General features: G+C 61.3%; 23 protein-coding genes. 16 read left to right on the top strand and 7 right to left on the bottom strand.

Annotation, left to right across the window (positions count from 1 at the left end):
• Positions 1–86 precede the first annotated feature (86 nt).
• The 6 genes from GSQ73_RS07035 to secF all read left to right on the top strand — a co-directional run bounded on the left by GSQ73_RS07035 (position 87) and on the right by secF (position 6,170).
• On the top strand, positions 87–914 hold the full coding sequence (locus tag GSQ73_RS07035; protein WP_158882412.1) for an ATP-binding cassette domain-containing protein: 828 nt from the start codon (positions 87–89) through the stop codon (positions 912–914).
• 102 nt (positions 915–1,016) lie between these two features.
• Positions 1,017–1,379: a YciI family protein gene (locus tag GSQ73_RS07040; protein ID WP_158882414.1), complete on the top strand. Its 363-nt coding sequence runs from the start codon at positions 1,017–1,019 to the stop codon at positions 1,377–1,379.
• Between the two features lie 159 nt (positions 1,380–1,538).
• Positions 1,539–2,684, top strand: coding sequence for a tRNA guanosine(34) transglycosylase Tgt (gene tgt, locus GSQ73_RS07045; protein WP_158882416.1), 1,146 nt, complete (start codon positions 1,539–1,541; stop codon positions 2,682–2,684).
• Between the two features lie 186 nt (positions 2,685–2,870).
• A complete protein-coding gene (gene yajC, locus GSQ73_RS07050; RefSeq protein WP_158882418.1) occupies positions 2,871–3,203 on the top strand; it encodes a preprotein translocase subunit YajC in 333 nt (110 codons plus the stop codon).
• Between the two features lie 102 nt (positions 3,204–3,305).
• The gene (gene secD, locus GSQ73_RS07055) at positions 3,306–5,189 is read left to right on the top strand and encodes a protein translocase subunit SecD (protein ID WP_158882420.1); all 1,884 of its coding nucleotides are present in this window, start codon (positions 3,306–3,308) and stop codon (positions 5,187–5,189) included.
• A 15-nt stretch (positions 5,190–5,204) separates the two neighbouring features.
• The gene (secF, locus tag GSQ73_RS07060; protein WP_158882422.1) at positions 5,205–6,170 is read left to right on the top strand and encodes a protein translocase subunit SecF; all 966 of its coding nucleotides are present in this window, start codon (positions 5,205–5,207) and stop codon (positions 6,168–6,170) included.
• A 69-nt stretch (positions 6,171–6,239) separates the two neighbouring features.
• Here secF and GSQ73_RS07065 read toward each other — a convergent pair whose 3' ends face one another.
• The 5 genes from GSQ73_RS07065 to GSQ73_RS07085 all read right to left on the bottom strand — a co-directional run bounded on the left by GSQ73_RS07065 (position 6,240) and on the right by GSQ73_RS07085 (position 10,947).
• The gene (locus GSQ73_RS07065) at positions 6,240–7,427 is read right to left on the bottom strand and encodes a low temperature requirement protein A (protein ID WP_158882424.1); all 1,188 of its coding nucleotides are present in this window, start codon (positions 7,425–7,427) and stop codon (positions 6,240–6,242) included.
• A 37-nt stretch (positions 7,428–7,464) separates the two neighbouring features.
• Positions 7,465–8,178: an N-acetylmuramate alpha-1-phosphate uridylyltransferase MurU gene (gene murU / locus GSQ73_RS07070; protein ID WP_158882426.1), complete on the bottom strand. Its 714-nt coding sequence runs from the start codon at positions 8,176–8,178 to the stop codon at positions 7,465–7,467.
• Entirely contained in the window at positions 8,175–9,188 is a 1,014-nt protein-coding gene (locus GSQ73_RS07075) for a phosphotransferase (RefSeq protein WP_158882428.1), read from the bottom strand. The genes murU and GSQ73_RS07075 overlap by 4 nt, the downstream gene beginning before the upstream one ends.
• A 105-nt stretch (positions 9,189–9,293) precedes the next feature.
• Positions 9,294–10,619 carry an ammonium transporter gene (locus tag GSQ73_RS07080; RefSeq protein WP_158882431.1) on the bottom strand — a complete coding sequence of 442 codons (1,326 nt, stop codon included), beginning with the start codon at positions 10,617–10,619 and terminating at the stop codon, positions 9,294–9,296.
• Positions 10,609–10,947, bottom strand: coding sequence for a P-II family nitrogen regulator (locus tag GSQ73_RS07085; RefSeq protein WP_158882433.1), 339 nt, complete (start codon positions 10,945–10,947; stop codon positions 10,609–10,611). Before GSQ73_RS07085 ends, GSQ73_RS07080 begins: the two co-directional genes overlap by 11 nt.
• 225 nt (positions 10,948–11,172) lie before the next feature.
• Here GSQ73_RS07085 and GSQ73_RS07090 point away from each other — a divergent pair, with 225 nt between their 5' ends.
• From GSQ73_RS07090 to GSQ73_RS07135, 10 genes are all read left to right on the top strand, one after another.
• Positions 11,173–11,628: an SUF system Fe-S cluster assembly regulator gene (locus GSQ73_RS07090; RefSeq protein ID WP_158882435.1), complete on the top strand. Its 456-nt coding sequence runs from the start codon at positions 11,173–11,175 to the stop codon at positions 11,626–11,628.
• A complete protein-coding gene (gene sufB / locus GSQ73_RS07095) occupies positions 11,625–13,100 on the top strand; it encodes a Fe-S cluster assembly protein SufB (protein ID WP_158882437.1) in 1,476 nt (491 codons plus the stop codon). Before GSQ73_RS07090 ends, sufB begins: the two co-directional genes overlap by 4 nt.
• Entirely contained in the window at positions 13,097–13,609 is a 513-nt protein-coding gene (locus tag GSQ73_RS07100) for a carboxypeptidase-like regulatory domain-containing protein (protein ID WP_158882439.1), read from the top strand. Before sufB ends, GSQ73_RS07100 begins: the two co-directional genes overlap by 4 nt.
• Before the next feature lie 2 nt (positions 13,610–13,611).
• Positions 13,612–14,376: a Fe-S cluster assembly ATPase SufC gene (gene sufC, locus GSQ73_RS07105; protein ID WP_158882511.1), complete on the top strand. Its 765-nt coding sequence runs from the start codon at positions 13,612–13,614 to the stop codon at positions 14,374–14,376.
• Positions 14,373–15,677: a Fe-S cluster assembly protein SufD gene (gene sufD / locus GSQ73_RS07110; protein ID WP_158882441.1), complete on the top strand. Its 1,305-nt coding sequence runs from the start codon at positions 14,373–14,375 to the stop codon at positions 15,675–15,677. Before sufC ends, sufD begins: the two co-directional genes overlap by 4 nt.
• 55 nt (positions 15,678–15,732) lie before the next feature.
• Complete coding sequence (locus tag GSQ73_RS07115) at positions 15,733–16,980, top strand: cysteine desulfurase (protein ID WP_158882443.1); 1,248 nt, start codon at positions 15,733–15,735, stop codon at positions 16,978–16,980.
• Between the two features lie 42 nt (positions 16,981–17,022).
• Positions 17,023–18,420: a pyridoxal-dependent decarboxylase gene (locus tag GSQ73_RS07120; protein WP_158882445.1), complete on the top strand. Its 1,398-nt coding sequence runs from the start codon at positions 17,023–17,025 to the stop codon at positions 18,418–18,420.
• 65 nt (positions 18,421–18,485) lie between these two features.
• On the top strand, positions 18,486–19,373 hold the full coding sequence (locus tag GSQ73_RS07125) for an acyltransferase (protein WP_158882447.1): 888 nt from the start codon (positions 18,486–18,488) through the stop codon (positions 19,371–19,373).
• Between the two features lie 76 nt (positions 19,374–19,449).
• Positions 19,450–19,998: a GNAT family N-acetyltransferase gene (locus GSQ73_RS07130; RefSeq protein ID WP_158882449.1), complete on the top strand. Its 549-nt coding sequence runs from the start codon at positions 19,450–19,452 to the stop codon at positions 19,996–19,998.
• A complete protein-coding gene (locus tag GSQ73_RS07135) occupies positions 19,995–20,309 on the top strand; it encodes a non-heme iron oxygenase ferredoxin subunit (protein ID WP_158882451.1) in 315 nt (104 codons plus the stop codon). The genes GSQ73_RS07130 and GSQ73_RS07135 overlap by 4 nt, the downstream gene beginning before the upstream one ends.
• Positions 20,310–20,333: 24 nt before the next feature.
• Here the strand turns inward: GSQ73_RS07135 and GSQ73_RS07140 are convergent, their stop codons facing one another.
• Both GSQ73_RS07140 and GSQ73_RS07145 read right to left on the bottom strand, forming a co-directional pair.
• Positions 20,334–21,476, bottom strand: a complete 1,143-nt coding sequence (locus GSQ73_RS07140; protein ID WP_254063312.1) for a TIGR03032 family protein — start codon at positions 21,474–21,476, stop codon at positions 20,334–20,336.
• A gap of 37 nt (positions 21,477–21,513) precedes the next feature.
• The gene (locus GSQ73_RS07145; protein WP_158882455.1) at positions 21,514–22,125 is read right to left on the bottom strand and encodes a hypothetical protein; all 612 of its coding nucleotides are present in this window, start codon (positions 22,123–22,125) and stop codon (positions 21,514–21,516) included.
• Between the last annotated feature and the right edge of the window lie 129 nt (positions 22,126–22,254).

Consider the following 22,254-nt stretch of genomic DNA (forward strand, 5'->3'; position numbering starts at 1 on the left):
ATGCATCGCTTCGGGCGTGACGGCCGGCATCTCGCCGATGTGCAGTCCGGGTTGATGCCTGTCGCATTTGCGGGCATGGTGCGGGGATGACCATCGATATAGACGTCCATACAGAAGCCGATGCCGCCTTGCTGGAAATCGACCGCGCCAGCGTGATGCAAGGCGATCGCCTCGTGCTCGACCAGTTCAGCTTGCGCATCGCCGCCGGTGAGCACACCGCTATCCTCGGTCCGAACGGCTCGGGCAAGTCGACACTGGTGAAACTGATCGCGCGACAGCTTTATCCGCTGGCATCCGGCGCGTCACCTGGCGCCGTGCGCATCTTCGGGCGTGAACGCTGGGCGGTATCGGAGCTGCGCAGTCTGCTTGGCATCGTTTCACCGGCAGTGCAGCACGATTACACCAGCGATACACCGGTGGAAGTGGTCGACGCAGTGGTCTCGGGCTTCTTCGCCGCACGCGGCATCGCACGCCATCATCGGGTCACTGCTTCGATGCGCGACCGTGCCCAGGACGTGCTTCAACAGCTCGGCGCCACGCATCTGGCCGGCCGCATGATGTCCAGCCTTTCAACGGGCGAAGCACGTCGTGTGCTGATTGCGCGCGCGCTGGTCCATCGGCCGCGCGCCTTGCTGCTGGACGAACCCTGCGCAGGACTGGACATGGCCAGCCGCCGGCACTTCATGGAAAGCCTGCGCAGCTTGGCAACCGGCGGCACTACGCTGGTGCTGGTTACCCATCACGTCGAGGAAATCGTGCCGGAGATCGACCGCATCGTGCTGTTGCGCGATGGCCGCGTTTCCGAACACGGCAGCAAGGCCGTGACGCTGACGGATGCCGCGCTGTCCCTGGCGTTCGGCATGCCGGTGCGCGTGTCGCGTCATGGCGCGTACTACGCGGCAGCGCTGGCATAAAACGGCTTTCGGCCTGCATGTCGATTTCGCCGTGTCCTGTTCGTTGCATGGTTAGCCGGAGTCATGAACGCCGCCGGCCCACCCACATCAGGAGATGGATTCATGCAATTCCTTTCAATGATCAGGATCAACGAGAACGGCACCCAGCGGCCCGACGAGCGGCTCATGAACGACATGGGCAAGCTGCTGGACGAGATGACAAAAGCCGGCATCATGATCGACACCGCCGGCCTTCGCCCCACCTCCGAAGGTGTGCGCGTGAAACTCGCCCACGGAAAAATCAGTCGTGTCGATGGTCCGTTCACCGAAGCCAAGGAAGTGATCGGTGGCTACGCGATCATCGAAGTGCCTTCCATGAAAGAAGCCATCGAAGTCACGCGTCGCTTCCTCGAGGTCCATGGGGATGGATGGAATATCGAATGTGAGGTGAGGCCGATGGAAAGGCATCCCGGGGGCGGTTGCTGAAGGCCTTCCGGTTCCTCGAGCGATGGGGAAGATGAATGCCGGAATTGCCTTCGTCATGGCGGCGAAGTCCGCCATCCGGTGCGCTTCGCCTCCGTCATGCAAAGGCTTTTCTTCCAAGTCAGCGAACCAACGCGTCTGCGAACACGCGATAATGGCGCGATGACTTCCATGACTTTCGATCTCAAAGCCACTGATGGTGCTGCCCGCCGCGGGCGTCTGACTTTTGCGCGGGGCACGGTGGAGACGCCGGCGTTCATGCCGGTGGGGACATATGGATCGGTGAAGGCGATGACGCCGCGGGACGTGCGCGAGACAGGCGCGGAAATCATTCTGGGCAACACGTTCCATCTGTTCCTGCGGCCGGGACTGGAGATCGTCGGGAAGTTCGGCGGGCTGCATCGGTTTATCGGATGGGACAAACCGATGCTCACCGACTCGGGCGGCTTTCAGGTTTTTTCGCTGGCGCACAAACGCAAGATCACCGAGGAGGGTGTGACGTTTGCGTCGCCGGTGGATGGTTCGAAAGTGTTCCTGTCGCCGGAAGTCTCGATGCAGATCCAGACCACACTGGATTCGGACATCGCGATGATCTTCGATGAGTGCACGCCGTATCCGGCGACGGAGAAAGTCGCCAGCGATTCGATGGAACTTTCGCTGCGCTGGGCCGAGCGCTCGCGTCGCGAGTTCGACAACCTGCAACGCATGGCTTCAAAACCGCCGAATGCACTGTTCGGCATCGTGCAGGGCAGCGTGTACGAAAACCTGCGTCGTCGCTCGGCCGAAGGTTTGATCAAGATCGGGTTCGACGGATATGCCGTCGGCGGGTTGGCAGTGGGCGAGCCGGAAGCGGAGCGCAATCACGCGCTCGATTTCACCGTACCGCTGTTGCCCGAGGACAAGCCGCGTTATCTGATGGGCGTGGGACGGCCGGAGGACATCGTCGAAGCGGTTCGTCGCGGTATCGACATGTTCGATTGCGTGATGCCGACGCGCAACGCACGCAATGGTTTCCTGTTCACCGCCGAAGGAACATTGCGCATCCGCAATGCGAAATATGCGCTGGATACGCGGGTGATCGAGGAAGATTGCGATTGCCATGCGTGCGCGAACGGGTTTTCGCGCGCGTACCTGCGCCATCTCGATCGCTGTAACGAAATCCTCGGCAGCCAGCTGGCGACGATGCACAACCTGCGCTACTACCAGCGACTGATGTCGGGACTGCGCGACGCGATCGAGGCGCAAAGCCTGGAAGCGTTCACTGCCGACTTCTATGCCCGGCGACAACCGGCCATCGCCAACTCCTGAAGTGGCAGGGCTCCCGGAATACGCCGAAGGGACCTTGCAACGGGGTGCGAACGCCCTCAGTAGGGCTCTGCCGGCCGCTTCGGGGCGCCGATGGCGCCGCGCTGCGGCTGGCGTGGCATAATCCCGAATCTTTGACAGGCGTTTGGCCGCTTTGCGGTGTTCGCCCCTACCTTGCGAGACAGAACGATGATTTTTTCCAACCCGGTGATCGCCCAGGCTGCCGCTCCGCAAGGTGCTGCCGGCGGTGGCATGCAGATGATCATCATGATGGTCGTGCTGTTCGGCCTGATGTATTTCATGATGATCCGCCCGCAGATGAAGCGTCAGAAAGAACATCGCGCGCTGCTCGCCGGCCTGTCCAAGGGTGATGAAATCGTCACCAGCGGCGGCATCGCCGGACGCGTCGACGACGTCGGCGAAACCTTCATCACGGTGGAGATCGCACCCAACGTGATGGTGAAAGTGCAGAAGGGACTGGTGTCGCAGGTGTTGCCCAAGGGCTCGCTGAAATCAGTCTGATGCATGGTCGCGGCCAGCCTTCGGTTGGCAGCCGCTTCCCACCACCCATTTCGATTGTCGCTACCGCTGTGGCTGTCGCCACGGCTTTGATGGATTCAGGGCATGAGTGATTTTCCCCGCTGGAAATACGCGCTGGTCGCGCTGGCGATGTTGTTCGGCATCATCTACGCGTTGCCGAACGTCTTTGTTCCGTTGCCTTCGGTGCAGGTCACTGCGACTCACAACGCTGCGCCGATCGACCAGTCCATGCAGAAGAAGGTTGCCGACGCGCTTGTCGCTCAGCACATTCCTGCCCTCGACGTAAGCGTGCAGGGCGATCACCTGCTGGCGACGTTCGCCAACACGGACGTACAGAAGAGCGGCGCTGACGCGATCAAGGCGACGTTGGGCGACGGCTACAGTGTGGCGTTCAATCTGAAGTCGGTGGTGCCTTCCTGGTTGCGTGCGATCGGTGCGCGTTCGATGCCGCTGGGCCTGGACTTGCAGGGCGGGGTGCATTTCCTGATGCAGGTCGACCAGAGCGATGTTGTCGACAAACAGGAAAACAGCTACGCGGATGACATTCGTGGTCTGCTGCGACTCAAGAATATTCATTACGAGTCAGTGGCTCGCAGCGCGGTGAAAGGCCAGGGCATTGCGGTGATCCTGCGTTCCGCGAACGATCGCTCCACGGCGTCGGATGCGATTGCCAACGAGTACACCGATCTTAATGTTGCCAACGGGCCGAGCACTCAAGACCGTTTCGTGCTCAACGTCGTGGTCAAGCCGGAGAAATTGCTCGACTTGTCGCGCAGCACGATCACTCAAAACCTGAGCACGTTGCGCAATCGCATCAATGTGCTCGGCGTGTCCGAGCCGCTGATCCAGCAACAGGGCGAAAGCCGCATCGTTGTCGAACTGGCTGGCGTGCAGGACCCGGCGGAAGCGAAGGCACTCATTGGCGGTACGGCGACATTGCAGTACCGACCGGGCATCGGTTTTGCCGGCGACGCTGCCGCGGTGGACGCGGCGCGCACGGGAAATATTCCTCCCGAAGCCAACCTTTACTACATGCATGACAACCATGCCCCTGTTCTGGTCAGCAAGCAGATCATCGCGACCGGCAACGAATTGGTGAATGCCAATTCCACGCTTGATACACAAAGTGGCACGCCCGCAGTCAGCGTGAATTTGAACGCGACGGGCGCGAAAAAGATGCTGGATTTCACGACCGCCAACGTCGGCAAGCCGATGGCGGTTGTCTATGTCGAGCGCGTTACCGAAACCAAGCTGGTGGATGGCAAGGAAGTCCGCACACCCAGGATCACCGAGTCGGTGATCAACGACGCCAGGATCGACGGCGTTTTCAGCAATCAATTCCAGACCACCGGCCTGGGCACCATGGAAGAGGCTCATAACCTGGCCAACCTTCTCAAGGGTGGTGCGCTGGCAGCGCCGGTGGATATCGTCGAAGAGCGCGTGATCGGCGCGAGCCTCGGTCAGGACAACATCGACAAGGGCTTCAAGGCCGTGTTGCTTGGTCTCGCGCTGGTGCTGGCCGCTGCGGCGATCTACTACAAGCTGTTCGGGCTGGTCGCCGACATCGCGTTGTTCTTCAACCTGGTGATTCTCGTTGCGGTGATGTCGCTGATCGGCGTCACGCTGACCATGCCGGGCGTGGCCGGCATCGTGCTGACGCTGGGCATGGCGATCGATGCGAACGTGCTGATCTGCGAACGCGTCCGTGAGGAATTGCGCAATGGCTCGACGCCACACGCGGCGATCCGCGCCGGCTACGAGAAAGCGTGGGCCACGATTCTCGATGCGAACGTCACCCACCTGATCGCCGCGCTCGCGCTGACCACCATGGGCACCGGTGCGATCAAGGGCTTCGGCGTCACGCTGATGATCGGCATCCTGACTTCTCTGTTCACCTCCGTGATGCTGACGCATGCATTCACTGCGCTGATCCACGGCCACCGCAAGCTCAAGACCCTTTCGGTGTAAGGGCGGGAATCTCTCATGGAAATTTTCAACCACAACAGCAACGTCCCGTTCCTCGGCATGCGCAAGTACAGCGTCGCCATCGCGCTGGGTCTGATGATCGCGTCCATCCTGCTGATCGCCACCAAGGGCCTGAACTACGGTCTGGATTTCACCGGCGGTGTTTCGATGGTGGTCGACTACGACCAGCCGGTGCAGATCGCGGGCGTGCGCGATTCACTGGCCAAGGGCGGTTTCGAACACGCGGTCGTGCAGAGTCTTGGCGGCACGCGCGAGGTGTCTATCCGCATGCAGCCCAAGGACGATCCGGCCGCGATGCAGGCGTCGGACGGCAAGGTCAATCTCGATCGCATTGCTGCCGACGTGAGCAAGGTGCTCCAGGCCACAAGGCCGGATGCGAAGGTCAAAAGCCCGGAGTTCATCAGCGCGGAAGTCGGCGCGGAACTGCGCAGCGACGGCACGGTGGCGGCAGTGTTCGTGATGCTCGGCATCATGGCGTACCTGTGGATTCGCTTCGAACGTCGCTTTGCGATTGCGGCAGTCGCCACGGAAGTCCACGACGTGCTGGTGACGCTGGGCATTCTGGCGCTGGTGCAGCGCGAGTTCGACATGACGGTGCTGGCATCGGTACTCGCGGTGATCGGTTATTCGATCAACGACAAGGTGGTGGTGTTCGACCGTATCCGCGAGCTGTTCCGCCTCGCGCGCAAGGCCGAGCCGGAGGAAATCCTCAACCGCTCGATCAACAACACGCTGTCGCGAACCATCATCACCTCATTGTTCACGGCGATCACCATGGGCGCGTTGTATTTCTTCGGCGGTCCGGCGGTGCACGGCTTCGCGATCACCATGCTGATCGGCATCCTGGTCGGCACGTTGTCATCGATCTTCGTTGCCAGCCCGATCCTGCTGTGGCTGGGTGTATCGAAGAAAGACCTGATGCCGGTGACCCGGGAAAACCCGGAACTGGCGCGGCGTCCCTGAGCGGGTCTGCCCAGGTCCCGGCACAAAAAAAGGCCCGGATGATCCGGGCCTTTTTCATGCGACTGGGTATCAGTGATGCGGCAGCGGCAGCGCGTAAGTCGTGTGGCGTCTTGCCCAACTGCCCCAGCCAGCCACTGCCAGCAGGATCAACGTGGTCAAACCGTTGACCATCAGCTGGTCGGTGAGAAAACCCAGTGGCACCAATATCGCCAGCGCGACGAGCCCGCAGAGATGCGACAGCGGAAAGCGCCCGTACACGACCTTCTTGTAGATCGCATTGCCGAACAGGTAGATCGCCGGCCCTCCGAGCAGGATGCCAAGATGGCTGGCGACGATGCGCTGGTCCGGATGAGCGATGACCATCTCGTTGGCGACCGCCGACACGATCACGCCGGCCACGATGATCACGTGTACATAGTGAAAATAGGCGCCCATGCGGCCCGGATCCTTCGAGTGCGTGATCGCTTCGCTGCCGTCGTGGCTGCTGGTGTCGAAGTAGACCCACCACATCGCCACGCTGCCGAGGAAGGCGACCAGGAACGCGATCAGGATCGGCAGATCCCACAGCGCCGTGTGATCCAGGCTGGCGCCGGTGTCGAGGATCGATTCCCCCAGCGCCACGATCACGAACAGCTGGCAGCGCTCGGCCATGTGGCCGCCTTCGATGGTCCAGTCCGAGGTCTGCGAGCGACCGAGCCCCGGAACCCACAACCCGATCATCGGCGAGAGGTATTCACACGCCACCGCGAGAAGCCAGAGAACCAGGCGCAGATGACCATCGCTCAAACCACCGGCAATCCACAACGCGCCGGACAAACTCAGCCATGCCAGCATGCGTCGAAAGTTGGGTGCCAATGCGCTGTTCCGATCGAGCTGCAGAAGCACGAACAACGTGCGCCCGATCTGGATGGCGGCGTAAGCGCCGGCAAAGATCAAGCCTCGATTCCCGAATGCTTCGGGTATCGCAGCCGACATCACCAGGCCAGCGAGCATGATGGCGAACATCAGCAGCCGGATCGACATCGTCTCCGGGTTGAACCAGTTGGTCACCCAGCAGGTGTACTGCCAACCCAGCCAAACGGCGAACCACAACACCAGCGTCTGCAACACGCCCACGGCGCTGAGATCGTCGACCAGTCGATGGGCAAGCTGGGTCACCGCAAACACATAAACCAGGTCGAAAAACAGTTCGACGTACGAGACGTGCGCCTCGTTGCCGTCGCGTTCGCGTAAAAGGCTGCCTGTTTCCATGGTCATTTGAATTCCTTTTGATGATGGCTGAAGCAAGGTGTTGTCAATCGTGCGCGAGCTGCAACTCTTTATTCAACGAGGCAAGACGGTCCGGTGTGCCGACGTCGGTCCAGGCGCCGCGATGGCGCGAACCGCTGACTTTTCCATGCACCATGGCTGCCTCCAGCAGGGGTCGCAATTTGAAGCGCGGCGGCTCCCCCAAGGCGCCTGGCACATGGCCGGCCACTTCGGACCAGTTGTCCAGCAGTTCGCGACGAAACACGCCGATGCCGCTATAGGTGAGTTGCGGATCGCCGCCGTCGTGCAGCCGGTTTTCTGTATCCAGCCGAAAATCGCCGTGCGGATGATGCGCTGGATTGTCCGTCATCAGCAGGTGCGCGAGGCCTTGAGGTTCAGAAGGCATCGCGACAAAATCCACGTCACACCAGACGTCGCCGCTCACGACGAGAAACGGTTCTGGTCCGAGCAACGGCAGCGCATTCAACATGCCGCCGCCGGTTTCCAGCGGCGTCGGCCCTTCGTACGCGTAACGGATGCGCAGGCCCCAGCGCGAACCATCGCCCAGTGTGTCGGGAAACTGTTCGGCGAGATGCGACGTGTTGATCACCACGTAGTGCACACCGGCCGTGGCCAGTTTTTCCAGGTGCCACACGATCAGCGGCTTGCCGCCCGCCGAAAGCAACGGTTTGGGTGTGCGGTCGGTCAGTGGACGCATGCGCTCGCCAAGTCCAGCGGCGAAAATAAGCGCGTGCTTCATGCGCTCACCGGCTGGCGCAGATCACGCCCGCGCACATGTCGTTCGAGCAGGGTGACCAGCCCGGCGAGTTCGGGATATTGACTCGCCACGTCGATGACATAGTCGTACACGCGTGGCAGGTCGTCGAGATAACCGGACTTGCCATCGCGATAGCAAAGCCGGCAGAAGATGCCCAGCACCTTGATATGTCGTTGCAACCCGGTGAGGTCGAACCAGCGCAGGAAACGTTCCCGATCGACATCGGCAGCGATCAGCCGTGTGTCGATCAGCCGCTGGCGGTATTGCTCCGCCCACTGTTCGACTCGCGAGTTGTCCCACGCGACATAGCAGTCGCGCAGCAGCGAGGCGAGGTCGTAAGCGATGGGGCCGAGCAGCGCGCCCTGAAAATCAATGATTCCCGGATTCTGCTTGTCGATCACGAGAAGATTGCGGCTGTGGAAATCGCGATGCACGAAGCACCGCGGTTGCGCCAACGCGTTGTCGAGCAACACCTCGAACGCGGCATCCATCACGGCGTGTTCGTCGGCGTCGGATGCGTGACGCAGATGCCGGCCGAGAAACCACTCGGGCATGATCTGCAGTTCGCGCAGCAGGAACGCGCGGTCGTAAGGCTGCAGGCCTTCCGTGTCGACATCGCGCTGGATGCGCAGCAGGGAATCCATGGCGTCGCCGTACAAGCTCTCCGCCGTGTCGTCATTCAGCGCCGACAGATATAGCGACGAGCCAAGGTCCTCGATCAGCAGGAAACCCTGATCGAGATCCGTCGCGCGCACTTCCGGCACGTGCAGGCCAGCAGCCGAGAGTCTCGCGCCGATTTCCAGCCATGGTCGCGGATCTTCCTCTGCAGGCGGCGAATCCATCACGATCCAGCTTTGGCCTTCGTGATGCGTGCGCCAATAACTGCGGAAGCTCGCATCGGCCGACGCTGATTCCAGCGTGAGCATGTTGTCGCCCAGAACCTGGCGAGTCCACGCGAGACGTGCGGCGGCACGGTCAATGTTTTCGTGCATGACTTTCGAATGATGGCGACATGTCGATCAGCTTAGCGTTGGCCGCGCGGGCTGGCGAGTCGTGCGCCGTGCCGTCAACGAGATGGACGGCGCACGTGCGATCGCTCAGTTCGAGAGGTTGTATGCCTTCTCTTCGTGCAACGCGAGATCGAGGCCGATTTGTTCCTGCTCCTCGTTGACACGCAGGCCGAGTGTCCAGTCGATCAGCTTGAGAATGATCAGCGTCAGCACGGCGCTCCACGCGATCGTGAATCCCACGCCCTTGGCCTGGATCCAGAGCTGCCCGCCAAGGCTGGTCACGTCGCCGAAGCCCCCCAGCTTGGCCGATGCCAACGGACCGGTGAGCAGCGCGCCGAAGATGCCGGCGACTGCGTGCACGCCGAACACATCGAGCGTGTCGTCGTAACGCAGTTTCTGCTTGAGCTTGGTCGCGGTGAAGAAGCACAACGCACCCGCGAGCAGTCCAAGCACCAACGCACCGCCGGGGCCGACCGTGCCGGCCGCGGGCGTGACCGCAACCAAACCGGCGACCGCGCCGGAGACGATGCCGAGCACGCTCGGTCGTCGATGGACCAGCCACTCGACCGTGATCCAGCCGATGGCGGCGCCGGCCGTGGCGATCTGCGTGACCAGCATCGCCATGCCTGCGCTGCCGTTGGCTGCGACGGCGGAACCCGCGTTGAAACCGAACCAGCCCAGCCACAAGAGGCTGCCACCGATCACCGTGTAGCCGAGGTTGTGCGGCGGCATGTGCGTGGTTGGATAGCCGCGACGCTTGCCGATCACCAGGCACGCCACGAGGCCGGCGATACCCGCATTGATGTGCACCACGGTGCCGCCGGCGAAATCCAGCACGCCTAGATCGCCGAGCAGCGATCCGGGTCCACTCCAGACCATGTGTGCCACGGGCAGATAGACCACGGTCAGCCACAACGCGGTGAACCACAGCAGCGCGCTGAACTTCATGCGTTCGGCGAACGCGCCGACGATCAACGCGGGCGTGATGATCGCGAAAGTCATCTGGAACATCACGAACACGCTCTCGGGCACCTTGTTGTACAGCGTGCCTGGCGCGATGCCCTTGAGCATCAGCCGATCCATGCCGCCGATGACTGCGTGCAGGTTCACCGCACCCGGGTGCATGCCGACCGTGCTGAACGCGAGCGAGTAGCCGTAGATCACCCACAGCACGCTGACCAGCGCGGTGATCGCAAAACATTGCATCAACACGGACAACAGGTTTTTCGCGCGCACCATGCCGCCGTAGAAAAGCGCGAGGCCGGGGATCGTCATCAGCAACACGAGCATGGTTGCGGTGAGCATCCACGCGGTGTCGCCGCTGTCGAGCGTGGCCGGCGCCTGTGCGAACGCGGCGACCGGTGCGAAAGCGAGTAATGAGAAAACACTGCGACGCGGAAATTCAAAGCGCATCGGCGTCGACCTCCCGCGTGCGGATACGTATCACCTGTTCGAGTTCGCTGATGAAGATTTTGCCGTCGCCGATCTTTCCCGTGCGTGCCGAGTTGGTGATCGCCTCGATGGCGTGATCCAGGCGATCGTCGCTCACCGCCACTTCGATTTTCAGCTTGGGCAGAAAATCCACCACGTATTCGGCACCGCGATAGAGCTCGGTGTGTCCGTGCTGTCGACCGAAACCCTTGACCTCGGTGACGGTCATGCCTTCGACGCCGGCCTCGGCCAGCGCCTCGCGCACGTCGTCCAGCGTGAACGGCTTGATGATGGCCGTGATCCACTTCATGGCGTGCTCCCGTAATGATCCCGAGAGAGGACGGAGCACGATGCATGCCACACCTTTCGGCTCGCGCATTGGCTCAACCACGCAATGTTGCGCGAATGTCGTGCACGATTTGCGGGCAATCGAAACAGGCGTTGCGCAGTGATGGTGCGCCGGCGGCATTGACCCCCAGCCATCGAATCAGTACCATTTTAGTCCCGATTTAAGCTGCCCAGCCCGAGCGCCTCCATGCTTCGTGTCAGCCGACTGACCGACTACGCCACCGTGGTGATGACCTGCATCGCCGCGCATCCTGCCGACGTGATCAGCACGGCGCAGATCGCCGACGAATCGCGACTCGAATTGCCGACCGTCAGCAAGCTGCTGAAAGCGCTCGGCCACGCATCGCTGGTGGAATCGTTTCGTGGCGTCAACGGTGGTTATCGGCTCGCGCGGCCGGCCAGCGAAATCTCGCTGGCGCAGATCGTCGAGGCGCTGGAAGGCCCGATCGGCATGACCGAATGCAGCGTCGCCAATGGTCATTGCGATCGTGAATCGCAGTGCGGCGTGCGTGGCAGCTGGCAGCAGATCAACAACGTGCTCGGCAATGCACTGCGCAACGTGAGCCTGGCCGACATGCTCAAGCCGCCACCGAATCGCCGCATCGCCGTGACCACCAAAGCCGGGGAGGTCACCACCGGATGAACAACGACACCGTGATCCAGGAAACCAACATCGCTTTGCGCGACAACGCCGAGGTCGCCGCCGCGCTCGGTCGCAGCTACGCCGCCGGTTTCGTCACCGACATCGAGATGACCAGCCTGCCGCCAGGCCTGAGCGAGGACATCATCCGCCAGCTCTCCGCGATCAAGCAGGAGCCGGAGTGGATGACCGAGTGGCGGCTCGATGCGTATCGCCACTGGCTGACCATGCCGATGCCGGACTGGGCGAAGCTGAAAATCGCGCCGATCGACTATCAGGCACTCAGCTACTACGCCGCGCCCAAGGCCGGCCCGAAATCACTGGATGAAGTCGATCCGGCACTGCTGGAAGCGTACGAAAAACTCGGCGTGCCGTTGCACGAGCGCGCACGTCTGGCCGGCGTGGCGGTCGATGCGGTGTTCGATTCGGTGTCGGTCGGTACTACGTTCCGCAAGGAGCTCGCCGCGGCGGGCGTGCTGTTCTGCTCGATGAGCGAGGCGATCCGCGAATACCCGGACATCGTCAGGAAATATCTCGGCAGCGTGGTGCCCACCGGTGACAACTATTTCGCCGCGCTGAACTCGGCGGTGTTTTCCGACGGCAGTTTCGTGTTCATTCCCAAGGGCGTGCGTTGCCCGATGGAACTGTCCACCTACTTCCGCATCAACGCGCAGAACACCGGACAGTTCGAGCGCACGCTGATCGTGGCGGAAGAGGGTAGTCATGTTTCCTACCTCGAAGGTTGTACTGCACCGCGCCGCGATGAAAACCAGTTGCATGCTGCGGTGGTCGAACTGGTCGCGCTGGAAAAAGCGCAGATCAAATACTCCACCGTGCAGAACTGGTATCCCGGCGACGAGAACGGCGTCGGCGGCATCTACAACTTCGTCACCAAGCGCGGCGATTGCCGCGGTGACGATTCGAAGATTTCCTGGACCCAGGTTGAAACCGGTTCGGCCGTCACCTGGAAATATCCCAGCGTGATCCTGCGGGGCGATCGCTCGGTGGGCGAGTTTTATTCGGTTGCGCTCACGCATCATCACCAACAGGCCGACACCGGCACCAAGATGATCCACATCGGCAAGCACACCAAGTCGAAGATTGTCTCCAAGGGCATCAGCGCGGGACGCAGCTCCAACAGCTATCGCGGACTGGTGAAAATGGAGAATGGCGCCGAGGGCGCGCGCAACTACACGCAGTGCGATTCGTTGTTGATAGGCAAGAAGTGCGGGGCGCATACATTTCCTTACATGGAAGTGAAAAACCCGACCGCCATCGTCGAGCACGAAGCGACCACCTCCAAGATTTCCGATGACCAGATGTTCTACTGCCGCGCGCGCGGCATCAGCGAGGAAAACGCCGTGTCGATGATCGTCGATGGTTTCTGCAAGCAGGTGTTCCGCGAGCTGCCAATGGAGTTCGCGGTCGAGGCGAAGAAATTGCTTGAAGTGTCGCTGGAAGGAGCTGTCGGATGAAATCCCTGACACAAGGGCTGCTTCTCGCGCCGTTCGCCGTGCTTACCGGTTGCGTCTATTGGCCGCATCACGATCTCACCGCGCCGACGATCAGCGGCACCGTGGTCCGCGCCGGCAAGCCGGTCGTTGGCGAACACGTGCAACTGGCCGACGTGATGACGACCTCGGGCGATGTTTCGCCCAGCGCGCTCACGCAGGAAACGATCACCGATGCGCAAGGCCACTTCTCGATCGGCCCGATCCGCCGTTTCGCGAAAACCGCGCCGATGCCGCTGTTCAATGTCCGCAACAATGTCGTGCCCTGGGGCCTGCGCTTGTCGCCGGACGCCAGGACGTGGCAGGCCGGCTGGTTGACCGATGCCACGCTGATCGGTGACGTGCCGGATGCGCCGATCATCGCTGCCTGCGACCTCGGCGCCGCGAGCAAATCCAGCGTCATCACAGGCGACAACGCGATGGTCGGCAACGGCCCGTGCAACCTGTCGATGGCATCGAAGAAGAAAAAATGAACATGCTGAAAATCGAAAATCTGCACGCGCGCGTCGAAGGTCGCGAAATTCTCAAAGGCCTCAGCCTCACCGTCAACGCCGGCGAAGTGCACGCGATCATGGGCCCGAACGGCGCGGGCAAATCCACGCTCGGCAACGTGCTTTCCGGTCGCGACGGTTACGAAGTGACCGCTGGCAGCGTGAGCTACAACGGCGAGGATCTGCTGGCACTCGAACCCGAAGCACGTGCGGCCGCCGGCGTGTTCCTGGCGTTTCAATATCCGGTGGAAATTCCCGGCGTCAACAACACCTACTTCCTGCGCGCAGCGCTGAACGCACAACGCAAGGTGCGCGGTGAGAAGGATCTGGATTCCATGCAGTTCCTCAAGCTGGTGCGCGAGAAACTGAAGGTGATGCAGATATCCGACGAGCTGCTGCATCGCGCCGTCAATGAAGGTTTCTCCGGCGGCGAGAAAAAGCGCAACGAAATTTTCCAGATGGCGGTGCTCGAGCCGCGGCTGGCGATTCTCGACGAAACCGATTCGGGCCTCGATATCGACGCGCTCAAACAGGTCGCGCAGGGTGTCAACCTGCTGCGTTCGCCCGAACGCGCGTTCCTGATGATCACGCATTACCAGCGCCTGCTTGATTACGTGGTGCCTGACTTCGTGCACGTGCTGGCGGACGGGCGCATCGTCGAGAGCGGCGACAAGTCGCTGGCGCTGAAGCTGGAAGAACACGGTTACGCCGGTATCGCCGAACGTCATCCGGCGGGTGAGGCGGCATGAGTCAGCCGGCGACATCGCCGTTGCTCGCGTCACTGCTCGATGCACCGTTGCCCGTCAGCGGCATCGACTGGCTGGATGCGGCGAGGTGCGAAAACCACAACGCCTTTGCTGCTGCCGGTCTGCCTGATACGCGTGTGGAAGCATGGAAGTACACCGGGCTGCGCGCGCTCACACAGCGCTCGTTCGCCAGCGGTGATGCCGATGCGCAGTCACGTGTGGTCGACACATCGCATTTCGTGTTGCCCGGCGCCGATGGCCCTCGAGTCGTCTTCGTCAACGGTGTTTTTCGCGCCGATCTCTCGTCGATTGATGCACTGCCGCCGGGTCTGCTGCTGCAACCGCTTTCCGTTGCGTTGAAGGAAAACGCCGAACCATTGCGCTTCGCGCTCTCGCGTCATTACCGTGAAGAAGGTGATGCGTTCGCGCGCATCAACGCCGCGTGCGCGGACGACGGTGTGATGCTGCGCGTGGCAACTCACGCGAAAATCGAAGTGCCGATACATCTCGTTTTCGTCGGTGCTGCCGCCGATGCCGATCTGGCGTGGCATGTGCGCAACGTAATCGAAATAGGTGAGGGCGCATCGCTCGAACTGGTCGAACATCACCTCGCGTCCGGCGAACAGAATCATCTTGCAACACTCGTCGCTGATATCGAACTGCGCGAAGGCGCGCGAATGCGCCACACGCTGCTGCAGAACGCGGCGGTCGGCGCGAACCTGATGCGTCGCAGCAGTTTCCGGTTGCACGCCCGCGCGCACGCGACTCTGCATGCGCTGGAGCTTGGCGGCGCGCTGGTACGTCACGATCTGCGGGCGCAGTTGCTGGGCGATGAAGCGCGATTCGATACGCGTGGCGTGTTCATGCCGCATGGTCGCCAGCACATCGACACGCAAATGGCGATCCGCCACGAAGCATTGAACACGGTGTCCACATCAGTCTGGCGCGGCGTCGCCAGCGATCGTGCGCGTGGTGTGTTTCGCGGTGCGATCCTCGTGGCGCCCGGCGCGGATGGCAGCGACGCGAGCCTCAGCAATAAGAATCTTTTGTTGTCGACGGGCGCCGAAATCGACACCAAGCCCGAACTCGAAATCCATGCAGACGAAGTGAAAGCCGCACACGGTGCCACCGTGGGTCAGCTCGACGAGCGTTCGCTGTTCTATCTCCGCTCGCGCGGCATTCCGATGGTGGAAGCGCGCGCGTTGCTGACCGCCGCCTTCTGTCGCGCCGTGCTTGATGACCTGCCGAATGAGGCGCTGCGCGATCACCTGTCGACGTTGCTGATCGAACATTTGCCCGCGTGATGGTTTTTCTTCCTCCGTGTTTTCGGGGGAGGGCGCCAATCAGGAAAATCCGAAGATGAGCCCATCTCAAGCCACCACCGCCACCGTCTTTGACGTCGCGCAAATCCGCGCAGACTTTCCACTGCTCGCGCGCACCGTGCACGGCAAGCCACTGGTGTATTTCGACAATGCCAATACCAGCCAGAAACCGGAGTCGGTGATCGAGGCGGTGAATGCGCACTATCGCGAACGCAATGCGAACGTGGCGCGCGCCGTGCATCAACTTGGCGAAGAGGCGACCACCGCGTATGAAGGTGCGCGCGACAAGCTGGCGCACTTCATCCATGCGCCATCGCGCAATGAAGTCATCCTCACGTCGGGCACCACGCAGTCGATCAACCTTGTTGCATACAGCTACGCATTGCCGCGCTTGAAGCCCGGCGATTCGATTTTGACGACGGTGATGGAACATCACGCGAATATCGTTCCATGGCAGCTTGTGGCCGCGCGCAGCGGCGCAACGGTGAAGGCTGCGCCGATCAACGAGCGCGGCGAGCTGATCCTCGAAAAGTTTTTCGAGATGCTGACGCCCGACGTGAAACTCGCGTGCGTGACGCATGTTTCCAACGTGCTGGGTACGGTCAATCCGATTCGCGAGATCGCGCGCGAATGTCGCAAGCGCGGCATCCCGTTGCTGGTCGATGGCTCGCAGGCATTGCCGCATCGGCCAGTCGACGTGCAGGTTTTGGGCTGCGATTTCTACGCACTCACCGGCCACAAAATGCTTGCGCCGACCGGCACCGGCGCGTTGTGGGCACGGCGAGAATTGCTTGATGACATGCCACCTTTCTTCGGTGGCGGAGAAATGATTCGCGAGGTGCGTTTCGACGGCACCACGTTCGCCGGCATACCGCACAAATTCGAAGCGGGCACCCCGAACATCGCAGGCTTCGTCGGGCTCGGCGCTGCGATCGACTACTACGATTCGGTCGGCTTCGAAGCGATCCACGCGTGGGAACAAAATCTGCTTGCTTACGCCACCGAGCGGCTGCGGGAGATTCCCGGCCTGCGCATCTTCGGTGAGGCAAAAGACAAGGAGCCGGTCATCTCGTTTCTCATCGATGGCGCGCAGGCCACCGACATGGCGACGTTGCTCGACCTGCAAGGCATCGCCGTGCGCTCCGGCCATCATTGCGCGCATCCGTTGATGCAGTTCTACAACGTGCCGGCCACGTTGCGTGCGTCGCTGGCGTTCTACAACACGCGCGAGGAAATCGACGCCTTCGTCGTCGCCTTGCTCAAGGTGCGCAAGCTGCTGATGTGAGCTTGGGTTGTCGCGTCACCCACCACTTTCTGGAATTGCCACATGCACACGACGTTGCGCAGCGATCTCGTCGATTTGGATTCCATCCTCGATCGCGCCCACGCCATGGCAAGCGCCCATCTGCATGGCTTGCCGCACAGGCCGGCCGCGGCGACGTTACCGGCCGACTTCGAGTCGTACACCGAACTGCCGACGCAAGGTCTCGGTGCGCTCAAGACGCTACAACGCTTCGAGCGGGATTGGGAAAAACAAATCTCGGGTAGCGCCGGTCCGCGCTACTTTGGTTTCGTGACCGGTGGCACCACGCCGGCAGCGCTCGCGGCGGACTGGCTGGTCGCCAGCTACGATCAGAACGCGCAGCGCAATGGCGACACCTGTGCGGCGTCGATCGAGCTGCAGGCGGTCGATCTTTTGCGCCAGCTATTGCATTGGCCGAAACAGTGGACCGGACTCTGCGTGACTGGCGCCACCATGGCGAACTACGTCGGCATGGCTCTCGCCAGGCAATGGTACGGCCGACAGCATGGCCGTGATATCGCGGACGAAGGGGTGTGGGGGCTGCCGCCCGTCGCGGTGTTCGCTGGCGCGGCGCACTCCAGCACGCACAAGGCCCTGAGCATGGCGGGCATCGGGCGCAAGCAACTGCAGTCGCTGCCGCTGCTGGATGGTCGCGAAGCGATGGATGTCTCCGCGCTGGAACGCGAGCTGATTCTGCGCAACGGCGAGCCATGCATCGTGGTCGCCAGTGCCGGCACCGTGAACACGGTGGACTTCGATGATCTCGTTGCGATCGGTGCGTTGAAATCCCGGTTTCCTTTCTGGCTGCACGTGGATGCCGCATTCGGCGGCATTGCGGCGGCTTCGGAGAGACATCGGCATTTGCTGGCGGGCATCGAAGCGGCGGACTCGGTCACGGTGGACGCGCACAAGTGGCTCAACGTTCCGTACGACTGCGCGCTGGTCTACACCCCACACATCGCGCTGCAGCTGGAAGTGTTTCAGAACCAGTCGCCGTATCTCAACGCGCCGCGGGCGGTGCCGGATAACTATCTGCATCTCGCACCGGAGAATTCGCGTCGCTTCCGCGCGCTCCCGCTGTGGATGACCTTGCTCGCCTACGGCCGCGAAGGCCATGCCGAACTGGTGGAACGCAATTGTGCGTCTGCGCAACTGCTCGGCAGGCTGCTCGAAAGCGATCCCTTGTTCAAGCTGGCGGCACCGGTTCGTCTCAACGTGGTGTGCTTTGCACTGGCGAATGACGATGCCGGGGCTTTGCGGCGCCTGCAGCAGGCGTTGCATCTCGATGGCACCGCGTTCCTGTCGCTGTCGGTGCTGGATGGACGTCCAATTCTCCGCGCGGCCCTGTGCAACTGGCGGACCACCGATGCGGACATGGAACAGACCTTCAACACGTTGCGGCGGCTGACGTTGTCAGCCTGAGATTGCCGAAGCGCTGATCCGACTGAGCGGCTATCCTTCCGCTTTGCCGATCGTCATGGACTTCGATGCTTGCCAAACTCCCCGGCCTGATACGTCTGCCGATCGTGGCGTTGCTGCTCGCCCTCAATGTGATCGTGCACGTGCTGGTGTTGTTCGCGTTCACGCTGATCAAGGTGATCGTACCGGTTCGCGCGATTCGTCTCGCGTGTTCGCGCCTGTTGGTCGGCATCGCCGAAAGCTGGATCGGCGTCAACAACGTGCTGTTCGACGCATTCACGCAAACGCGCTGGACCATCGAAGGGCTCGATGGGTTGCGTCGCAACGGCAACTACCTGGTGTTGTGCAATCACCAGAGCTGGGTGGATATCCCGGTATTGCAAAAGGTCTTCAACCGGCGCATTCCTTTCCTGCGGTTTTTCCTCAAGAGCCAGTTGATATGGGTGCCGCTGCTGGGCCCGGCGTGGTGGGCGCTGGATTTCCCTTTCATGAAACGCTACTCGCGCGAAACGCTGGCGAAGCGTCCCGAGCTGCAGGGCAAGGATCGCGAAGCCACGCGTCGTGCCTGCGAAAAATTCCGCCACATGCCGGTGTCGGTGATGAACTTCGCCGAAGGCACGCGCTTCACCCCGGAAAAGCACGCCGCGCAATCGTCGCCGTATCGTCATCTGCTTCGGCCCAAAGCCGGCGGCCTGGCGTTCGTGCTGGACGCGATGGGCGATGCGTTGCACGCGATCGTCGATGTCACCATCGTCTATCCGAACGGTTCCGGCACGATGATGGATCTGATCGCCGGCCGCATTCGCGACATTCGCGTGCACGTGCGCGAGTTGCCGATCGACAACACCCTTCGCGGAAACTACGAAGAAGATGCAGCGTTCCGTGAACGCTTCCAGTCGTGGGTCAACGTCTTGTGGAACGAAAAGGACGCGCAGATCGAACGCATGCGGGCTTGAATCGTTGCGCAGTCAGTTGCTCAACAACGATGGAGACGACGAGCCACACCCCGGGGCAAGGCACTATCATCGCCGCATGAATACGCCTATCGATTTGCAATATCGCGCTGCCACCGTCGACGACATTCCGGCTCTGGTCGAACTCGTGACTTCCGCGTATCGCGGTGATTCCAGTCGCAAGGGATGGACCACGGAGGCCGACATCCTCGACGGCAACCGCATTGATCCGGAGGTGTTGCGGCAGGACATCGAGCGCCAACGCAGCCGGGTTTTCATTGCCGAGCGCGACGGCCAATGGCTGGGTTGCGCGCATGTCTGCGAACAGGATGGCGACGGCTATTTCGGGATGTTCAGCGTGCGGCCGGACCTGCAGGGCAGCGGCCTCGGCAGGGCGATGCTGGCAGAGGCCGAACACATCGTGCGCGACGAATGGAAACTTCCCCTGATGCGCATGACGGTGATCGATGTGCGCTCTGAACTGATCGCGTGGTACGAACGCCGCGGCTATCGACGCACCGGCATCGTCAAACCATTTCCGTATGGCGACGAACGATTCGGTATTCCACGTCGCGACGATCTGCGCTTCGAGGTGCTGGTCAAGGATCTGATCGAGCCATCGGCATGAATGGCTGGATCAAGGTCGGCACGCGCAGCGAACTTCTGCCGGGCGAATTCAAGGTGGTGTGGGATGGCGACACGCCTATCGCGGTCTACAACATCGATGGTGCGTTGTATGCGGTGGAAGACGTCTGCACGCATGACGGCGGTGATCTCGCCGGCGGCGACGTGCACGGTTTCGAAGTGGAATGCCCGCGCCATGGTGCGCGATTCGATTTGCGCACCGGCGCGGTGACCAAGCCGCCAGCGTACGAACCGATCGCGAGCTTTCCGGTGCACGAAGAGAACGACGTCATCTGGACGCGCGACGATCGCTGATCGACGCGTCGCGCGTTCGAATAACTAAGCCGGCAATTCACTCTCGAACGTAATCAGGTCGCGAATCTCCGGCGTACGCAGACCGACCACCATCGGATTGCGCACGTTCGGTAGAAAGCACAGGTCGAAGATTTCGGAGATGTCGCCTTCGAAGCGGATCCATTGCAGCACGTCGCCGTTGGTGAGTGAGACGATCTGCACGCCGCACCAGGGCTCGATGTCGCGCTTGGTCAGTTCCGCATCCAGTTGCAGGCCTTCGAAGCGCTGATTGCGCGGCTTGGACAAGCCCACCGCCGCGGTGTTGCCGGTGATCGACAGACCGCGCGCGAAGCCGGGGAGGAACGTCAGCGGCACGAACGATTTCGTCGCGAAGTCGACCCAGCCGAGCTGGCCGGTGCCGGCATTGAGCAGCCACAACTTGCCGTTCGCCCAGCGCGGCGAGTGCGGCATCGAGAGGCCTTCGCAGACGATCTCGTTGGTGTCCATGTCGATCACCACGCCGCCTTCGCTGCGACGATCGCGCCAGCCGTCGACACCATCGCTCTTGCACACCGCGGTGACATATTTCGGCGCGCCATCGACCATCGCCAGGCCGTTGAGGTGGCAGCGATCTTCCGGTGCGAGCTTGCTGATGAAGTCCGGTTTCCAGATCGCCTTGAAGCTGTGCGTCTGGCTCAGCTCGGCCACGCACGAATACTTGGTGTTGATGAAAACCACCTTGCCGTTCTTGCGGATGCCGAGCTCGTGGATGTCCAGATCGCCAATGGTCTGCGCGTTGCGCGGCACGTAGCACTTGTCGAACTGGCCGTGGATGATCTCGTTCGAACGCAGCACGTTCTCGAAACGCCACAGCTGATACAGACTGCCCAGATAAATGCGCTGCGCATTGCCGACGATGCCCATCGCGCGTTCGAACAGCCGCTCGAAGAACGACACGCGCCCCTGCTTGTCGCTGCCGACCAGATAGACGCGGCCGGTCTGGTACGACGAAATCGCCAGCGACATGTTGTTGCCGGCGAGCCACGCGGCGAGTCCGCGCGAGCAACTTTTTTCGACCTGTTGCGTCGCTGCGACGGTTGGTGTGGCAGACGGATCAGCTTCGGTGGTGGTCGGGTCGGCACCGGCGGTTGGTTCGCTCGCTGTTTCGACTGGCGGATCGGTGTTCACGGCGGAGCCCGACTCTATATTTTCAGGTATTTTGGATTTACGAGCCACTGGAATCTCGCTTCTTCTTAGATCCATTCATGGTGAGAGGCGTAGCTGCTACACGCCAGATTCTCACTGTGTCGTCATCGATCTTTCTGCGCATGATTTGGATGCCTCTGACTTTTGCCCAGCGTGAGAGACGCTCGGCGTTATCGGTTAGAAAGTGCTCAAAACGTAAGGTGAGTACAAAACTTTCGCCATCCTTAAGCTGCAGAATCTGGCTCTGCGCTGCAGACAAGATCTTCTTCGATGGCGCGGGCATACCCTTTTCTATCTCGCCAACGATATATATTTGTTCTGGGCTGTTTTTCGTGACTTTTTTGATTGCACCGAGCCTCCAAATCCGAACGCTACTTTTGTCGGCGACACGGTAGGCAATTCGTATGTTCTGCGAGCGTGCCCAGTTTGCGATACGCGCAGCCAGCTTTGAAATATTTTCGCTCGCGAAACTTTGGCTATTCGCCGTAGTTGAAACAGCTTTCAGGAGAAAACTGTCTCCATCATCTAGTTGAAGAATACGCTCTCGCGCCAACATAAGAGAGGTAGGCCGCTTTGCGGGAATAGCAACATCGATTTCGATCGGGCCTATTTGCGACGCTCCCTTATGCATGTTACCTCCGGCACCGCCTTGCTTTTAATAGTGATAAAGAAATCCCGACGGTGGGAAACACCGCCGGGATGACTCCATTCGCACCAACTTACACAAGGTTCTTTCTCTTCCCTTACCAGCTGTACCGCA

Origin of the sequence: Rhodanobacter sp. L36 (assembly GCF_009765755.1) — a bacterium.
GTDB lineage: Bacteria > Pseudomonadota > Gammaproteobacteria > Xanthomonadales > Rhodanobacteraceae > Rhodanobacter.

Coding starts and splice junctions, on each gene's coding strand:
- GSQ73_RS07035 (WP_158882412.1), top strand. CDS start 87: ATGACCATCGATATAGACGTCCATACAGAAGCCGATGCCGCCTTGCTG.
- GSQ73_RS07040 (WP_158882414.1), top strand. CDS start 1,017: ATGCAATTCCTTTCAATGATCAGGATCAACGAGAACGGCACCCAGCGG.
- tgt (WP_158882416.1), top strand. CDS start 1,539: ATGACTTCCATGACTTTCGATCTCAAAGCCACTGATGGTGCTGCCCGC.
- yajC (WP_158882418.1), top strand. CDS start 2,871: ATGATTTTTTCCAACCCGGTGATCGCCCAGGCTGCCGCTCCGCAAGGT.
- secD (WP_158882420.1), top strand. CDS start 3,306: ATGAGTGATTTTCCCCGCTGGAAATACGCGCTGGTCGCGCTGGCGATG.
- secF (WP_158882422.1), top strand. CDS start 5,205: ATGGAAATTTTCAACCACAACAGCAACGTCCCGTTCCTCGGCATGCGC.
- GSQ73_RS07065 (WP_158882424.1), bottom strand. CDS start 7,427: ATGACCATGGAAACAGGCAGCCTTTTACGCGAACGCGACGGCAACGAG.
- murU (WP_158882426.1), bottom strand. CDS start 8,178: ATGAAGCACGCGCTTATTTTCGCCGCTGGACTTGGCGAGCGCATGCGT.
- GSQ73_RS07075 (WP_158882428.1), bottom strand. CDS start 9,188: ATGCACGAAAACATTGACCGTGCCGCCGCACGTCTCGCGTGGACTCGC.
- GSQ73_RS07080 (WP_158882431.1), bottom strand. CDS start 10,619: ATGCGCTTTGAATTTCCGCGTCGCAGTGTTTTCTCATTACTCGCTTTC.
- GSQ73_RS07085 (WP_158882433.1), bottom strand. CDS start 10,947: ATGAAGTGGATCACGGCCATCATCAAGCCGTTCACGCTGGACGACGTG.
- GSQ73_RS07090 (WP_158882435.1), top strand. CDS start 11,173: ATGCTTCGTGTCAGCCGACTGACCGACTACGCCACCGTGGTGATGACC.
- sufB (WP_158882437.1), top strand. CDS start 11,625: ATGAACAACGACACCGTGATCCAGGAAACCAACATCGCTTTGCGCGAC.
- GSQ73_RS07100 (WP_158882439.1), top strand. CDS start 13,097: ATGAAATCCCTGACACAAGGGCTGCTTCTCGCGCCGTTCGCCGTGCTT.
- sufC (WP_158882511.1), top strand. CDS start 13,612: ATGCTGAAAATCGAAAATCTGCACGCGCGCGTCGAAGGTCGCGAAATT.
- sufD (WP_158882441.1), top strand. CDS start 14,373: ATGAGTCAGCCGGCGACATCGCCGTTGCTCGCGTCACTGCTCGATGCA.
- GSQ73_RS07115 (WP_158882443.1), top strand. CDS start 15,733: ATGAGCCCATCTCAAGCCACCACCGCCACCGTCTTTGACGTCGCGCAA.
- GSQ73_RS07120 (WP_158882445.1), top strand. CDS start 17,023: ATGCACACGACGTTGCGCAGCGATCTCGTCGATTTGGATTCCATCCTC.
- GSQ73_RS07125 (WP_158882447.1), top strand. CDS start 18,486: ATGCTTGCCAAACTCCCCGGCCTGATACGTCTGCCGATCGTGGCGTTG.
- GSQ73_RS07130 (WP_158882449.1), top strand. CDS start 19,450: ATGAATACGCCTATCGATTTGCAATATCGCGCTGCCACCGTCGACGAC.
- GSQ73_RS07135 (WP_158882451.1), top strand. CDS start 19,995: ATGAATGGCTGGATCAAGGTCGGCACGCGCAGCGAACTTCTGCCGGGC.
- GSQ73_RS07145 (WP_158882455.1), bottom strand. CDS start 22,125: ATGCATAAGGGAGCGTCGCAAATAGGCCCGATCGAAATCGATGTTGCT.